15 protein-coding genes are annotated in these 16,404 nt (G+C 43.4%); 11 read left to right on the top strand and 4 right to left on the bottom strand.

What is annotated here, in order from left to right; translation table 11 throughout:
* The first annotated feature begins 93 nt into the window (after positions 1-93).
* The gene (locus PCC7418_RS11300) at positions 94-2,694 is read left to right on the top strand and encodes a M1 family metallopeptidase (RefSeq protein WP_015226319.1); all 2,601 of its coding nucleotides are present in this window, start codon (positions 94-96) and stop codon (positions 2,692-2,694) included.
* Between the two features lie 62 nt (positions 2,695-2,756).
* Positions 2,757-3,527, top strand: coding sequence for a pentapeptide repeat-containing protein (locus tag PCC7418_RS11295; RefSeq protein WP_015226318.1), 771 nt, complete (start codon positions 2,757-2,759; stop codon positions 3,525-3,527).
* 62 nt (positions 3,528-3,589) lie between these two features.
* Here the strand turns inward: PCC7418_RS11295 and PCC7418_RS20560 are convergent, their stop codons facing one another.
* A complete protein-coding gene (locus PCC7418_RS20560; RefSeq protein WP_015226317.1) occupies positions 3,590-3,760 on the bottom strand; it encodes a hypothetical protein in 171 nt (56 codons plus the stop codon).
* Positions 3,761-3,992: 232 nt separating this feature from the next.
* Between PCC7418_RS20560 and PCC7418_RS11290 the strand changes: the two genes are divergently transcribed.
* The 6 genes from PCC7418_RS11290 to PCC7418_RS11265 all read left to right on the top strand — a co-directional run bounded on the left by PCC7418_RS11290 (position 3,993) and on the right by PCC7418_RS11265 (position 9,703).
* Complete coding sequence (locus tag PCC7418_RS11290; RefSeq protein ID WP_015226316.1) at positions 3,993-6,305, top strand: cation-translocating P-type ATPase; 2,313 nt, start codon at positions 3,993-3,995, stop codon at positions 6,303-6,305.
* 4 nt (positions 6,306-6,309) lie between these two features.
* Positions 6,310-7,116, top strand: a complete 807-nt coding sequence (locus PCC7418_RS11285) for a WecB/TagA/CpsF family glycosyltransferase (protein ID WP_015226315.1) — start codon at positions 6,310-6,312, stop codon at positions 7,114-7,116.
* Positions 7,100-7,738: a class I SAM-dependent methyltransferase gene (locus PCC7418_RS11280; protein ID WP_015226314.1), complete on the top strand. Its 639-nt coding sequence runs from the start codon at positions 7,100-7,102 to the stop codon at positions 7,736-7,738. The genes PCC7418_RS11285 and PCC7418_RS11280 overlap by 17 nt, the downstream gene beginning before the upstream one ends.
* A 268-nt stretch (positions 7,739-8,006) precedes the next feature.
* Entirely contained in the window at positions 8,007-8,507 is a 501-nt protein-coding gene (locus PCC7418_RS11275; RefSeq protein WP_015226313.1) for a hypothetical protein, read from the top strand.
* Between the two features lie 51 nt (positions 8,508-8,558).
* The gene (gene psbP, locus PCC7418_RS11270; RefSeq protein ID WP_015226312.1) at positions 8,559-9,107 is read left to right on the top strand and encodes a photosystem II reaction center PsbP; all 549 of its coding nucleotides are present in this window, start codon (positions 8,559-8,561) and stop codon (positions 9,105-9,107) included.
* Positions 9,108-9,115: 8 nt separating this feature from the next.
* Positions 9,116-9,703: a nucleoside triphosphate pyrophosphatase gene (locus PCC7418_RS11265; RefSeq protein WP_015226311.1), complete on the top strand. Its 588-nt coding sequence runs from the start codon at positions 9,116-9,118 to the stop codon at positions 9,701-9,703.
* 119 nt (positions 9,704-9,822) lie between these two features.
* Here the strand turns inward: PCC7418_RS11265 and PCC7418_RS11260 are convergent, their stop codons facing one another.
* Positions 9,823-12,018, bottom strand: a complete 2,196-nt coding sequence (locus PCC7418_RS11260) for an EAL domain-containing protein (protein WP_015226310.1) — start codon at positions 12,016-12,018, stop codon at positions 9,823-9,825.
* A gap of 427 nt (positions 12,019-12,445) precedes the next feature.
* On the opposite strand from PCC7418_RS11260, the gene PCC7418_RS11255 reads away from it, so the two are divergent.
* The gene (locus PCC7418_RS11255) at positions 12,446-12,811 is read left to right on the top strand and encodes a DUF760 domain-containing protein (protein ID WP_015226309.1); all 366 of its coding nucleotides are present in this window, start codon (positions 12,446-12,448) and stop codon (positions 12,809-12,811) included.
* Between the two features lie 72 nt (positions 12,812-12,883).
* Positions 12,884-13,960, top strand: coding sequence for an A/G-specific adenine glycosylase (gene mutY, locus PCC7418_RS11250; protein ID WP_015226308.1), 1,077 nt, complete (start codon positions 12,884-12,886; stop codon positions 13,958-13,960).
* Between the two features lie 4 nt (positions 13,961-13,964).
* Here mutY and obgE read toward each other — a convergent pair whose 3' ends face one another.
* A complete protein-coding gene (obgE, locus tag PCC7418_RS11245) occupies positions 13,965-14,963 on the bottom strand; it encodes a GTPase ObgE (protein ID WP_015226307.1) in 999 nt (332 codons plus the stop codon).
* 78 nt (positions 14,964-15,041) lie between these two features.
* Here obgE and PCC7418_RS11240 point away from each other — a divergent pair, with 78 nt between their 5' ends.
* Complete coding sequence (locus tag PCC7418_RS11240; protein WP_015226306.1) at positions 15,042-15,392, top strand: DUF760 domain-containing protein; 351 nt, start codon at positions 15,042-15,044, stop codon at positions 15,390-15,392.
* A 257-nt stretch (positions 15,393-15,649) separates the two neighbouring features.
* Here PCC7418_RS11240 and PCC7418_RS11235 read toward each other — a convergent pair whose 3' ends face one another.
* Positions 15,650-16,360, bottom strand: coding sequence for a rhomboid family intramembrane serine protease (locus PCC7418_RS11235; RefSeq protein ID WP_015226304.1), 711 nt, complete (start codon positions 16,358-16,360; stop codon positions 15,650-15,652).
* Between the last annotated feature and the right edge of the window lie 44 nt (positions 16,361-16,404).

Below are 16,404 nucleotides of genomic sequence, written 5' to 3'. Positions count from 1 at the left end.
GTGCTAGAGTAGTTTGCTAGCAATTGCCCTCGATGAACGAAGACTTCTAACGCTACCCTAGAGGGAAATAGCCTAACCTCTCAAGCCTTAGCGATGAAATATAACTATTTCCTCTTTGATACTGAAGAAAACGGACGCAAATCATTTATTCTTCCTGGTGCGAAACCTCACTACACCCCAGATCGTCCAGGAAATGTCCAACATATTTTCTTGGATTTGGTTTTAGATATTCCGAACCAGTCTTTTCGGGGAAGTAGCACGATTACTCTCAAGCCAGTTCAGTCAGGATTAACCCATCTTACTCTTGATGCGGAAGATTTAACCATCGAAAGTGTTCAGATCAAGTCAGTCAGTCAACCCTTTCACTACGATGGGAAACAGCTACAAATCCAACTGCTACAACCCACAACCTTTGACCCCATTGATTTAGTGATTCACTATCGGGTTGATCATCCCCAACGAGGACTCTATTTTATTCAACCCGACAAAGATTATCCCGATAAACCCACCCAAGTTTGGACACAAGGGGAAGATGAAGACTCTCGCTTCTGGTTTCCCTGTTTTGACTATCCTGGACAACTGGCGACTTCAGAAATCCGAGTAGAAGTTCCTAAACCTTATGTTGCAGTTTCCAATGGCGAGTTAGTCGCTACGGAAGAGAAAGGGGAAAATACAATTTATCACTGGCGACAAAATCAAGTTCATCCCACTTATTTGATGACTTTGGCGGTGGGAGATTTTGCCAAGATTGAGGATCAATGGAAGGATATCCCTGTCGAGTATTATGTGGAGAAAGGACGGGAAGATGATGCGAAACGCACCATGGGAAAAACCCCCCAAATGATTGAGTTTTTCTCACAACAGTTTGGTTATGCCTATCCTTACCCCAAATATGCCCAAGTTTGTGTGGCTGACTTCATCTTTGGGGGAATGGAAAATACTTCCACAACGCTACTCACTGACCGTTGCTTGTTAGACGATCGCGCCAGATTAGACAAACAACGCTCAGAAACCTTAGTCGCCCACGAACTCGCCCATCAGTGGTTTGGAGACTTATTAGTCATCAAACATTGGTCTCACGCTTGGATTAAAGAAGGAATGGCTTCTTATTCGGAAGTGCTGTGGACTGACCACGAATATAGTCAAGATGACGCTGCTTACTATATTCTGAACGAAGCCAGAAGTTATCTCAATGAAGACTCCTCTCGCTACCGTCGTCCGATTGTCACGAATATTTATCGGGAAGCCATTGAACTGTATGATCGCCATCTGTATGAAAAAGGCGCGTGTGTCTATCACATGATTCGCGGGGAACTGGGAGAAGAAGCCTTTACCCAAGCGATTCATAACTTTGTCCAGAAAAACGCCCATCGCACCGTAGAAACCGTTGATTTACTCCGCGCGATCGATGAAGTAACGGGAAAAAATCTCTCTCCATTATTTGACCAATATGTCTTCCGTGGCGGACATCCCGACTTTAAAGTGAGCTACAGTTGGGATGCACAGGATAACCTCGCCAAACTGACTGTCACCCAAACCCAAGGAAAAACCGATAAAGATGTAACTGAAAATGAGTTATTTGATCTTAAGATTCCCGTTGGTTTTGGCTATGTTTCTGACAATGGAGAAGTGTGTTTTGAAACTATGTCTTTACATCTCCATGAGAAAGAACATAATTTTTATTTCCCATTACCGCAACAACCCCAGTTCATCAGCTTTGACCAAGGGAACTATTACCTCAAAACCGTCACCTTAGAATATCCTACCGAAGAACTCAAAACCCAATTAAAATATGATCCAGATGTCACTTCTCGCATTTATGCAGCAGAAGCACTGGGGAAAAAAGGCGGTTTAGAGGTGATTAAAGCCTTGGCGGAAAGCCTGACTCAAGATCCGTTTTGGGGAGTGCGTTTAGAAGTCGCGAAACAGTTAGGAAAAATTAAGTTACAGCAAGCCATTCCTGAATTGATCAACGGCTTAAGTGATGAACACCCGAAAGTACGCCGAACCATATTAGAAGGGTTAGCCAACTTTAAAACCGAAGAAAGTTATCAAGCAGTCAAACTAATCGCACAGGAAGGCGATCCCAGTTACTATACAGAAGCGGTTGCTTTCCGAATGTTAGGTAAAATGGCGACGGGAAATCTTAAAGAGAAAGAAGCGGAAGTGATTGATTTGTTCCGTCAAGGGCTAGAAAACCGCGCAGGTTGGAATGAAGTCGTTCGCGGAGGAATTATTGGCGGACTCTCGGAGATGAAAACCTCTGAAACTGCTATGGGCATGATTTTACCTTATACTTATGCTGGAATTCCGCAACCCTTGCGTTTGGCTGCGATTCGAGCATTAGGAACAATTTCAACAGGTCAAGAACAAGCCCAACTAGAAGCAATTTTAGAACAGTTAGACGCGCTTTCGGGAGAAAGTTTCTTCCTCACTCAAGTCTCGGTTGTGACTGCATTAAAACAAATGCAAACCTCTCAAGCGATTTCCATATTGCAGACCCTTGCTGACCAAACTCCAGATGGACGAGTGCGTCGCATGGCGGAAGAAGCGGTAAAAACGGTTCAAGGAAACCTTGGATCAGATAAAGCAGTCAAGGAATTACGAGAGGAATTTGATCGCTTGAAGCAGGAGAATCAAGAGTTAATGAGTCGTTTAGCTAAGTTGGAAGCGCAACAATCAGATAGCAAATAGGAAAAACTCATGGGGGAAGATAACTTCCCTCTTTCAGATGTCAACACAACTTAATAAATCTTATGTCTTTGCGTACCGCTACCACTGCTACTTTCCTGACAGTGCTTCTTTCTCCCTCCGTTGCACTTGCAGAAAATCTTACGGATCTGAATCAATTGCTCTCTACCCAAACTTGCCAACATTGTAACTTGGTTAACGCGGGGTTAGTGAGGGCTGAGTTAGCAGGAGCACAACTGCAAGGGGCGAACTTGACAAATGCAAACCTGAGTCGAGCGAATTTAACGGGGGCTGACTTAAGGGGGGCGAACCTGACGGGAGCGTCTTTACATGGGGCGAACTTAACTGGGGCGAATTTAACAGGTGCAATTCTCAATCAAACCGATCTGCGAAAGGCTTATCTCAATAACGCCCAATTGGAAAATACAACGTTGGAAACTGCTTATATTCGGGGCGCGATCGGTGTTCCGACCTCAGCCAGTTCTGCGAAACAATTTTATAAACTCGCTGCAGCAGAAGCCGAGGCGGGAAACTATGAAGCTGCTTTAGAATACTGTAATCTTGCTATTCGTCTCGATCCTGAATATGCAGCAGCCTACTTGGGAAGAGGGGTTGCTCGTTATCGTCTAGGAGATCAAGTTGGCGCAACCCAAGATGCAGAAATTGCACTGGAATTGTTTACACAACAAGAAAATGAAATTGGCGTTCAAGCCTCGCAACAATTTATGAAAGCTGTGGAAATTGCTAGTCAACCGCGAGACAGTAACGGTGGTGGTGGCGGTCTCAATCGCCTGTTTACAACGGTTGGATCTCTGCTGATGCGTTTCTTCTTCTAGAAATGGGAAAAACTCTGAGAAAGAAGGTTAAATTCTCTCTCAGAGTGAGATGAGTTAAGTTTTTAACAGCAGACTAACGCGCCACCGATTAAGAGAAACGGTAAGCCCAGAAATAGACCAATTCCAGGAACTAAAACGGTAGGAATTGTTCCTAAGAGAAGAAAGACTAAGCCAGCAGCAAGACGCAATGGTTTAGTTAAGCAGCAGATAATCTTTTTCATTTTTGATGCCATAATGAATAATTTCCCGCTTTCAGCTTAACAAAAAGTAATCTTCTCAAGCCTATTTCTGATGGGAGAGGTGATTCAACTCGATCAATTTTTGCTACCAAGTAATAATGAACCAAGAACAAATAACTAATTTCGACGATGGTTGACAATTCTTAATTCTGGATGGTTCATCTGATGCCGAGTTTGTCAAAATAGAAAACTGGTACTGATTGGCTTATTTTGATCAATAACACCTATGCAAGTTTCTTCAAAACCGAATCGTCAGCTTTCACAAAACAGCCCAGAAACCATTACCCTTGATGTCAATGGGATGAAATGTGCAGGCTGTGTGAGTGCGGTGGAACGTCAAATTGAACAACGAGATGGGGTCATTGCAGCGCAAGTGAACCTCGTTACTGCAACCGCCGTGGTTCAATATGAACCTGAACAAGTTAACCCTGATGAGATCGCAGCACAACTAACAGCAAAAGGCTTTCCCTCGCAACGCCACGATACAGATGAGGAGAATACAGCCCAAACCTATGAAGAAAAACGCCAACAAGCGGATCGAGAAAACTTGCAAAAACTCGCGATCGCTGCGGTTTTAATTATTTTATCGGCTCTGGGGCACCTGAAACACTTCACAGGCTTCCATGTTCCCTTTTTGAGCAATATTTGGTTTCATTGGGGACTAGCGACCCTCGCACTCTTATTCCCTGGGCGAGAAATTATTATTGATGGGGCGAAGGGCTTATGGAGTCGGGTTCCCAATATGAATAGTTTAATTGCATTGGGAACGCTGAGTGCTTATATTGCCAGTTGTACCGCACTTGTTTTCCCCCAACTGGGTTGGGAATGTTTTTTTGATGAACCTGTGATGCTTCTGGGGTTTATTCTCCTGGGGCGCACTTTAGAACAACGAGCGCGAGGAGAAGCAGGGGCTGCACTATCTGCACTGATTTCCCTGAAACCGCAAACGGCTCGTTTAGTCAAAAATACCTCAAATGAAAATGAGAAAAGCATGGAAGTTCCGGTGACAACGGTGCAAGGGGGTCAATGGCTGCGGGTGTTACCTGGGGAGAAAATTCCCGTTGATGGAGAAATTGTAACGGGAGAAACGACCATTGATGAGTCAATGTTAACGGGTGAATCGGTTCCCGTCGCCAAAACAGAAGCAGATGTTGTCAAAGCAGGTACGCTTAATTTAACAGGTGTGATTACGCTGCAAGCAACACAAGTCGGGAAAGACACAACGTTAGCAAAGATTATTGCTTCGGTGGAAAATGCCCAAATGCGTAAAGCGCCCGTCCAGAAATTAGCGGATCAAGTTGCAGGATACTTCGCTTATGGGGTGATGGCGGTTGCTACATTAACCTTTCTCTTTTGGTATTTTATCGGAACAAATGTCTGGATAGATGTCACGGCTGAAACCAGTCCTTTGTTACTCAGTCTCAAGCTAATGATTGCGGTGTTAGTCATTGCTTGTCCTTGTGCGTTAGGCTTAGCGACTCCCACTGCCATTTTAGTCGGAACGGGGATTGGGGCGAAACAAGGCTTATTGTTGAAAGGAGGCGATGTTTTAGAAAATGTCCATCGTTTAGATACTTTGGTGTTTGATAAAACGGGAACTTTAACGGAAGGACAACCGAAAGTCACGGATTATTTTGGGGTTGCAACCCCTGATATTGAAGAAGAAACGTTGTTACAGTTTGCAGCTTCCGCAGAAGCCGGAACCAATCATCCTTTAGCGAGTGCGATTGTTAATGCAGCCCAAGACAAAGGGATTTCTCGATTACCTGTGAGTGAGTCTCAAACCAAGGCGGGATCAGGTGTGGTCGCAACTGTTGAACAACAACAAATCGCAGTGGGGAATGAAAAGTGGTTGCACAGTCAAGACATTAAAATTCCCAGCGCGATCGCGCAACAAGCCCAACAATTAGAAGCAGCAGGAAAAACAGTGGTCTATGTGGCAATTAATGGCGCACTGGCAGGACTGATGGCTCTGAAGGATTGTTTACGTCCTGATGCGGTGGCAACCGTCTCCAAGCTGCAAAAAATGGGCTTTCAGGTAATATTATTAACGGGGGATAATCAGCGCGTGGGCAGCGCGATCGCGCAACAGTTAAATCTGTCCTCGGATCACGTCTTTGCTGAAGTCCATCCTGAAGAAAAAGCACAAGTGATCAAGTCTCTACAAGAAAAAGGCTATAAAGTGGGAATGGTCGGTGACGGGATTAATGATGCCCCCGCCCTTGCCCAAGCGGATGTGGGAATCGCCATCGCCCAAGGAACAGAAGTCGCTCTAGAAACGGCTTCTATTGTTCTCATGCGCGATCGCGTGGGGGATGTCATCACCGCAGTGCGTTTAAGTCTCGCCACTCTCAATAAAATCCGTCAAAATCTCTTCTGGGCTTTGGGATATAACGTGATTACGATTCCTCTTGCAGCAGGGGTTTTATTACCGAAATATGACATTTTACTCAGTCCCGCGATCGCTGCTGGCTTTATGGCGTTAAGCTCAGTAATTGTAGTTACTAATTCTGTCCTCCTTAAACAACAGGAAATCTAGGTTAATGGGACAGTTGAGCCGACGGATTATTAACAGCCAGATCCACGCCACCAGTTACACTGACGCTTGTGACCAGATTATGGCATGGGCAAAACAAAAACGCAGTTGTTATGTCATTCCTGCAAATGTTCATGTGGTGATGACCGCTTTCTGGCAAAAACACTATCAAACCGTTGTCAATGATGCAGCGTTAGTAACACCTGATGGAATGCCTTTAGTTTGGGGATTGCGATTATTAGGTGTAAAAGGACAACAGCGCGTGTATGGTCCTGATTTGATGTTAGCCTGCTGCGATCGCGCTGCAAAAGAAAAAATCCCGATCTATCTCTATGGCTCAACGTCTGATGTCCTTGCTAAACTGAAAGATAATTTGAAGCAATGGTATCCTAATCTGATAATTGCTGGGTCTCATTCTCCCCCCTTTCGCCCTCTCTCCCCCGAGGAAACAGAAGAGGAGATTAAACAGATTAATGATTCAGGAAGCGCGATCGTTTTTGTTGCTTTAGGTTGTCCGAAACAAGAAGTCTGGATGGCGCAACAAGTGGGAAACATTCAGGGCGTGATGATTGGTGTCGGTGCTGCATTTGCCTTTCACAGTCAACAAACTGCCGAAGCCCCTCGTTGGTTAATGAAATTAGGATTAGAATGGTTATATCGTTTAGCAACAGAACCGAGACGACTTTGGCGACGGTATCTGATCAATAATCCAGCCTTTTTAATTTTATTTACGTTGCAGTTCATTCAATATTGGACACTTTTTTTACTGGGATTAAAACCAGAAAATTCTTCAAACAATGAGCTTACAAAGTAGTGAAAAAGAACGGGAACAAAAAACACAACTCTTTAACCTGTGGGCCCCATTTTACGACTTGCTTTTCCCTTCTGTTTTTTATCAAGCACTACATCTGAGAGTATTAGACTATCTAGAATTACCTGAAAAACCTTACGTTTTAGATTTAGGATGTGGAACAGGACGTTTATTACAACGACTCGCAAAATCTTTTCCCGAGTTATCTGGGGTGGGATTAGATTTCTCTCCTGAAATGTTACGTCAAGCCAGAAAAAAATCTCGCCGTTATGCCCCTCGTCTGATTTATATTCAAGGGGACGCAGCTAATTTACCCACAGCAACTGCTCAATTTGATGCGGTTTTTAATACCATCAGTTTTTTGCATTATCCAGACCCCAAAAAAGTCTTATCGGAAGTTTATCGCACCCTCAAGCCTCAAGGAAAATATTATTTAGTGGATTTTGTTTGGAAAGGCGAGGAAGATCAAATTGAACTCGGTCTTGAAACTGGGAAAATTCGTCTCTATAGTTTTTCTCAACGGGAAAAAATGGGTCGCGAAATTGGGTTTTCCTCGATCGATCATCATTGGTTACTAGCTTCAGTGGGACTCACGATTTTTCAAAAAAACTCCTCAAACTTATGAGATGTATTGTCAATTTTTGTAGATTTTTCTTGTACAGGAAAAGTGAGGACTTTTGTCAAGTCCCTTCATGATAAGTTTTGCAACAAAATGTAAATTTTCTTTAACCCGCTCAAGCTAGTGCTGGTATTCATACTTATGAATGACCGCACTCGCAATCTTTATTTGCGATAATGGTAGTAATAATAACTAAAATAATTTTCATTCAACAAACAAGCCCAATCAAAATGATCTTGTTTTGGCACAAAAATCAGTCAGGAATAAATTATTGATGAATATCACTTCCTTATTACAATGGTTTCAATCAGTGCAAATCGTCATGGCAGCACTGGTGATGTTGGTGATGGCAAGTGTTCCCATTAACCCTCTCTCAGCAGAAGAACAGAGGGAAACAAAAGAGAAAAATCAGATGAGGGATCTTCCCAATGGCACTTACCTTTATGGACAATCCCCACAACCGAACCAAATTGGTCAAGAATACATCGTTTTTGAAGTGAAGGACGGACAACTGGTGGGGGCGTTGTATATGCCTCATTCCGAATTTAGCTGCTTTCAAGGAGAAATGAAAGGGAATGAATTAGCGATGACGGTTGATCATCCTTATGAAAACACCCGATATCCTTACGCGATCGCGCTGGAAGCAGTTTCCCCTCTCGCGGGTCGCAATGGACAAACCTCCCTCCCCGTCACCCTCAAAGGCTATCATCCCTTAGAAGAAATCAGTCCTAATGATCAACGAATGTTAGCCACTTGCCAAAACGAGTTTCGGTAAATCGCCGAAACGTGGGAGAATACATTTGATCGGAAAACCAAGTCTAGCATCATGTTCAGAGCAACCCTTGCCCTTATTTTTTTAATTGCTAATCTTACCCTCTTTGGTTGTAGTAGTGCCACAGGTGGACTACAAGGCTATACAAACAGCACTGAAGGCTATCAGTTTCTTTATCCCAACGGTTGGCAAGAAGTGAAAGTGGATAATAACACCGCAGGTGTTGATGTTGTCTTTAGGGATTTAGTGGAACAATCAGAAAATGTCAGTGTTGTCATTAATCAAGTTGGGGAAGACAGAAAACTGCAAGATTTGGGAACACCATCAGATGTCGGTCAACGCCTCAAAAATACGATCGCGCCCCCGAATTCTGACCGCAAAGGGGAACTGCTTCGCGCTGATGAATTAGAGAAAGACGGACAAACCTACTATCTTTTAGAATATCAAGTAACCTTCCCAGACCAACGACAACGACATAATGTAGCAAGTGTCGCCGTCAGTCGCGGTAAACTCTTTACCTTAAGCGTTTCTACCCCGCAAAATCGTTGGGAAAGCCTTTCTGAAAGGTTTAACGCGATCGCTGATTCCTTTGAAGTGTATTAAATCAAACTATGCAGTTGGTTCTTGCATCCGCTTCCCCCGCCCGTTTACGCCTTCTTCGTCGTGCTGGTGTTGAGCCAGTAGTTTGCAAAAGTGGCTTTGATGAATCACAAGTGCAAGTGACAGAACCCAGTCAATTAGTCACTGAACTTGCCACCGCGAAAGCGAAGATGGTTGCTCAACAGTATCAAGACAGCTTGATTTTAGGCTGTGATTCCGTGCTGGTAGTGGATGGGGAAATTTATGGTAAACCAGAAAATGAGACTCTCGCGATCGCGCTGTGGCAAAAAATGCGGGGAAAGACAGGAGAACTTTACACAGGTCATACTCTCATCGACCAAAAACAAGATAAAATCTCAGTTCGCTACGGCTTAACCAACGTCCATCTCAGTTGGATCAGCGATCGCGCCATTACCGATTATGTTGCCACAGGGGAACCTCTTCACTGTGCTGGTGGATTTGCCCTTGAAGGTCGAGGGGGGCTGTTTGTCGATAAACTTGAAGGCTGTCACAGTAACGTCATTGGCTTAAGTCTCCCCTTATTCCGAGAAATGCTAGCAGAATTCGGCTACACTATCAGTGACTTTTGGAAACCATGACTCATCAATTCCTAGTCGCATCCACGCGCTGATATAGCACTAGCCATTCAGGTGTTTGACAGATCGAAATCCCAAAACCAAGTCATCAATCACCTTTCCCCTTTGCCCAGCGCGTAGCTCTATTGACCAACGTCTTCTTGAACGACTTGCGTCGCTTGCACTGCCCCCAAAGGCTTGGCATAATAATAACCCTGTCCATATTCGCAACCTAAAGACTTTAATTGGTCTTTTTGATACCCCGTTTCTACTCCTTCCCCAATCACTTCTAAATCTAAAGCATGAGCCAGAGAAATCACAGCTTGCACAATTTTCAAGTTATGATTATCGGGTGTCATTGCTGAAACAAAAGACCGATCAATTTTCAACACATCCACAGGAAACTGTTGGAGATAACTGAGAGACGAGTAACCCGTCCCAAAATCATCAATACTCAACTGAATCTTAAGCCTTTTCAGTTGTTGCAATTGTTGACTTGCTAAATCCACATTTTCAATTAAAGCCGTTTCCGTTAACTCTAACTTAAGCTGATTCCCTACTAAACCCGTTTTTTCTAAAATCCCTTTTACTTTTTGTACTAATCCTGGATCTTTAATTTGTAGCCCTGATAAGTTGACACTGATCGTTAAATCTTGACACTCAGGGAAACGCTGCTGCCATTCTTGTAATTGCTGACAGGCTTGATCTAAAACCCAGTAACCAATGGGAATCACTAACCCTGTTTCTTCCGCAATGGGAATAAACTCTCCTGGAGAAACAAAGCCTAACTCTGGATGTTGCCAACGCACTAACGCTTCAAACCCATCCAGTCGCCCCGTCACAAGATTCATAATCGGTTGATATTGCACGTATAATTCTTGTCGGGAAATGGCTTTTTTCAAATCCGTTTCTAAACGAGATTGTCGCCAAACCTTTTCACCAAGAGTCTGGTCAAAGACTTCAACCGTTGCTTTTCCTTTTTTCTTAGCTCGTCCTAGAGCAATTTCTGCATTTTGCAAGAGGTTACGCCCTTTTTCTTGACTGTAATGACCGCTTGTAAGGGTAAGACCAATCGTTGTCGTGATAAAGTGATCACTGGTCGTAATTTTGCCTTCGGACGTATTAATCGTGAAGGGAGAAGTTAACTTTTCTTGCAGAGTTTTAGCAATTTGTCTCGCTTGTGATAAGGTGTTCACATCCTTAACAAAAATAGCAAATTCGTCGCCTCCCGATCGCGCCATGAAATCATCTTTTTGCAACAATTCTTCTAGGCGATCACTAATTGCTATTAATAATTGATCGCCCGCACCATGTCCAAAACTTTCATTAATAATTTGAAAGCGATCTAAGTCCAGAAAAAAGACTGCACCCTGCTGTGGTTGATGCCAGAGGGCTTCTTCCAAATACTCCTCAAAGAGAATGCGAGTAGGCAATCCCGTCAAACCATCATAGTGAAAGTAATTGGGTAATGCTTTGGCAGGAGTCACCTGTTTTGTGGCTAGAGTCGTTTCGGGAACGGGATGTTGACTTAAAGCGCAACTTAAATCGAGAATTTGTACAACATAGTGGAGAGGAATCTGATTTTCATCTCGGATTAATGTCGCTCTCGTTAAAGCATAGATTGTACTGCCATCTTTAGTCAGATAACGTTTTTCTAGCTGAAAGGTCTGAATTTCTCCTTGTAAACAGCGACGATAGAGAAATTTCCCTTCTGCGAAATCATCAGGATGGCTCATTTCCAGAAGGGTTCGCCTCATTAATTCGGTTTTGGTGTAGCCCAGCATCTCACACAACGCTGGATTCACATCTAAAAACCGCCCCTCAATCCTAACGAGAGCCATACCAATAGGGGCGCATTCAAAAGTTTGGCGAAACTGAGTTTCACTCTCCTGCAATATATTTTCCGCCTGTTTGCGATGCGTCACATCAGTTTGTACTCCAATATGATGAGTGATCTGATTTTGGGCATTGTGGACAGGGGCAATATAAAGTTCGTTCCAAAACTCACTTCCATCTTTGCGATAGTTTTTAAGTACAGCACAACACTCTTTCCCTTCCTGCAAGGCTTGTCTAATTTTGCTTAAGTCCTCTTGCTGACAATGATGACCATGCAAAAAGCGACAATTGTGACCTGCCACCTCATTAAAAGCGTACCCTGTCATGTTTTCAAATGCTTCATTGACATAAATAATCGGGTCGTCTTCTTGTTGGGCATCTGTAATAATTATCCCATTTGTGCTGGCATTAATCGCCCGCTCTAACAAATTTAATTGGATATTCGTTTCTAGCGTCTCTAGCATTTTCGGTTGGATGATTGGAAATAAATTGTTAGGACTCACTACAGTTCTCCTACTAAAGATAGATGCCCGACTTATTGGGGTAAGTAATAGCTTTTGATCAAATATGAATAAAAAAGTGATTGAAGTTTATATTTATCTTTATTTTGTAATACAAGTTACATTTTTTCTTGAAAACTTAACAAATCTATCATTAAGTTTTGTATAGCTTTGTCACTCATTAATGAGATTGTCTTGACTTGTTTGATCAACAAGGGTCGAAAAATCCGACTTTCGCAGTACGGTTTCACAGACGGCAATAAACAAAGAAATTGTTAAGGTAGGGGATAGAAGATGACACTCAAGCTGAGAACATACTCTCTGGGTTGTGGTTAAACTCATGATCTATGCTGTGATGAGGTAACGCTTTTTTAAACAGAAACTGATCGCCCTTGAGTGATCAAGCAAGACCGAAGGAGGAAGATTAAACATGATGAATCATAGCCAACAGCACCAAAATTCTGAATTTTTTGAAAATGGTGCAGAAGGAAATAATCATCTTTGGCATTACGTCCAGTCATTAAACCCAGAAGTGGTCGAACAGTTGTCGCATCCTCAATCTCAAGAAGTCTTTCAAGTTATGGAACGGAATATTGTTGGGCTTTTAGGAGGACTGCCTTCCGATCAATTTAACGTTAGTATTAGTACCAGCCGAGAACATTTAGGGCGGTTGCTCGCTTCAGCGATGATGAGTGGATATTTCCTACGCAACGCCGAACAACGGATGAACTTTGAAAAATCCCTGCAAGCCTCTGAACACAGTTCTTCTGGAAGTCACGCCGAAGATGATCAGTAAAACTGTGATTGTTTCCGATCTTAACGCGAAGCTCGTTCTCGACGGGCTTTATTTTTTGTGAGTGGGAAGGGAATGCTAGCCCGAGAAGAAGTCAGCTTTTTGCAGCGATCGCTGCGAGATTGGTATCAAACTCAAGGTCGAGATTTACCTTGGCGTAAAACCAGCGATCCTTATCAAATTTGGGTTTCAGAAATTATGTTGCAGCAAACCCAAGTGAAAACGGTTATTCCCTACTATCAGCGTTGGCTAGAAACTTTTCCTAATATTGCCACGTTGGCTGCAAGTTCGCTGCAAACCGTTCTTAAACAGTGGGAAGGATTAGGCTATTATGCCAGAGCGCGGAATCTACATCGTGGAGCACAAGTCATTGTCAATGATTACCATGGTGTTTTTCCTCATCAATTAGCTGATGTCTTGAGTTTACCTGGAATTGGACGCACCACTGCAGGCGGAATTCTCAGTGCTGCGTTTAATCAACCCCTTTCTATTCTGGATGGGAATGTCAAACGAGTTTTAGCGCGGTTAATCGCGTTAGAGATCCCCCCCAACAAAGCCATTAACCAATTATGGGAATTATCCGATCAACTCCTCGATCAAACTCATCCCAGAGATTATAATCAAGCATTGATGGATTTAGGCGCAACCCTTTGCACCCCAAAGCAACCGAGTTGTTTACTTTGTCCGTGGCGTGATTATTGCCAAGCCTTTCAACACAACTTACAAACCGAAATCCCTATGCGTACTCCCTCTTCTCCCCTTCCTCATAAACAAATTGGTGTTGCTGTCATCTGGAATCAGCACGGAGAAATTTTGATTGATCGCCGTCTCCAAGAAGGCTTACTCGGAGGCTTGTGGGAATTTCCTGGCGGTAAAATTGAAGAACAAGAGACGATTCCCGCTTGTATTGAACGAGAAATCAAAGAAGAATTAGGAATTAGGGTGGAAGTAGGAGAGCATTTAATTACGATTAATCATGCTTACACCCACTTTAAGGTTACTTTGCACGTTCATCATTGCCGTTATTTAGAAGGGAAACCACAACCAATTGAGTGTGAGGAAGTACGCTGGGTGAAACCCGAACAATTATCCGAGTTTCCCTTTCCCAAAGCGAATACTAAAATTATTGAGGCAATTGTCACTCAGCAGTAATACGCTAACTGGGAACCAGTTCTAGCATTTCCCAGACTTGATTGAGTAATTCATCTAAGCGCGATCGCGCCACAGCAGAAATGAGTAAAATCGGTTCATGAGTCACACTCGCAAATTGTGCTTTCACATCCGCTTCGATCTCTTCATCCACTGCATCCACTTTATTCAAGACTATAATTTGTTGACGTTCTGCGAGACTCGGTTTATAAGCGAGTAATTCATCTTGAATCGTTTGATAGTCTTGTAAGGGGGCTTCGGCGGTAATATCAATGACGTGAATTAAAATCTTGGTGCGTTCAATGTGGCGCAAAAACTCATGTCCTAAGCCAACCCCTTGATGTGCGCCCGCAATTAACCCTGGAATATCAGCAAACACCGTCCCATCCCCACTGGGTTTACGGACAATCCCCAAGTTGGGAACTAAAGTCGTAAACGGATAATCTGCCACTTTCGGACGAGCCGAAGACAGGGCAGAAATTAAAGTGGATTTTCCTGCATTGGGTAAGCCAATAATTCCCACTTCTGCTAATAATTTCAATTCTAGACGCAGACGGCGTTCTTCCCCGGGCAGTCCAGGGAGGGCTTTTTCTGGGGCGCGGTTATGATTACTCAAGAAATGGCGATTTCCTAAACCACCTTTCCCGCCTTGAGCAACACAGGCTTGTTGCTGATGATAGACCAAATCAGCGATCATTTCTTCCGTATCGAGATCATAAACAATTGTTCCACAAGGAACACGGAGAGCGCGATCGCGCCCATTTGCCCCCGTTTTATTTTTCGGTCCCCCCCGTTTCCCATCTTCGGCTTTAAAGGAATGGTTATATCTAAAATCCAAGAGCGTCTGTAAATTTTCATCCGCTTCGAGAATCACAGACCCTCCTCTCCCGCCATTTCCGCCAGAAGGACCCCCTGCTGGTACATACTTTTCTCGGCGAAAGGCGACGATTCCGTCTCCTCCTTTCCCCGCAATCACTTCAATTTCGGCTTGATCAATAAATTGCATTGCTTAACAACGTGGAGATTAATTCCATCATGGTTTAAACTGGTTCATAAGCAGGTCTTAACTCTACAACATTTACTGATGGTATTTGACCCTAACTTCTTTAATTCTGACGCAAGTGACAACCAATCATCCGCGTCTTCTGACGAACAACCCGATAATTCTCTTTTGGAATATCTCCAACAACAAAACCCTGATGTTTTAGCTGAAATCGCTCGCTCCATCAGCCCCGATGCCAAACAAATTGTATCGCAAAATGTGCAAGGACTCGTCGGGATGCTTCCTTCTGAACACTTTCAAGTCCAAGTCACCACAGATCAAGATAATCTCTCTAATATGTTGGCTTCCGCAATGATGACGGGGTACTTCTTGCGCCAAATGGAACAGCGCATGGAACTGGAAACCCGTATGGATCACAGTCAGGATATTTAATTGCAATGACCAGTGATCACTGCTAACTGCTAACTGGTCACTGGTCACTGGTCACTGGTCACTGGTCACTGGTCACTGCTTAACCGCCTTCAGCAAAGGTCACCATGACGATGACAGAAAGTAAAATTCCAGGACTGAGGAGAACCACTAACATTAAGAGTTCGTTCGGAGTCATAAGCGTTTGATATCGGTTGCTATTGCACTGCTCTACAAGCTAACGTTCCTTTTCCATCAAAACATCAAAAGCAAAGAATGTTTTAATAATAAGTATCCTGATTATTATCAAATAAACCGAGAATCGGTGCTAGAATTGCGCCAAAAACAAATCCGCCAGCGTGCGCCCAATATGCAACGCCACCGCCTTCCATGCCAATGCTAGCTGATGTATTAAGACTTGCTACACCATAAAAGGCTTGTTGGATAAACCAGAAACCGATAAAGAAAATTGCTGGAACACGGATGGTTGTCCAGATAATAAAAATCGGTAGCAAGGTTAGGATTTCGCGGTCATAGAAACGTAAGACATAAGCCCCCATGATTCCCGCGATCGCGCCACTTGCCCCTAAAGACGGGACACCCGACTGGGAAGAGAAAAACCATTGCGCTAGGCTCGCTAAAACCCCACACAACAGATAAAAAATCACATAGCGGATTCGGCCAAGCACTTCTTCAATATTATCCCCAAAAACCCAGAGATAGAGCATATTTCCCCCTAAATGAAGAATTCCCCCGTGGAGAAACTGGGCTGTAAATAAAGTTAACCATTCGGGAACCGGTTGATTAACCGTAATTCCTCGAAAACTGGCGGTTAATTCGGCGGGGACAACCGCATAAAGTTTGAAGAAAATGTCTAATTGTTGTGGACTTAAACTAATTTCATATAAAAAAATTGCAATATTGAGTCCAATCAGGACATAAGTAACATAAGGTGTAATTTTAGTTGGATTTTGATCGCGTAAAGGAACCACGGTTCTTCTTTCTGCCTCACTTAAGGTTAGTTTTCAAGATATCC

It is taken from the genome of Halothece sp. PCC 7418 (genome assembly GCF_000317635.1).
Classification (GTDB): Bacteria; Cyanobacteriota; Cyanobacteriia; order Cyanobacteriales; family Rubidibacteraceae; genus Halothece.
The sequence above is the reverse complement of the archived record's forward strand: the minus strand, read 5'-3'. Positions and strand labels throughout refer to the sequence as shown.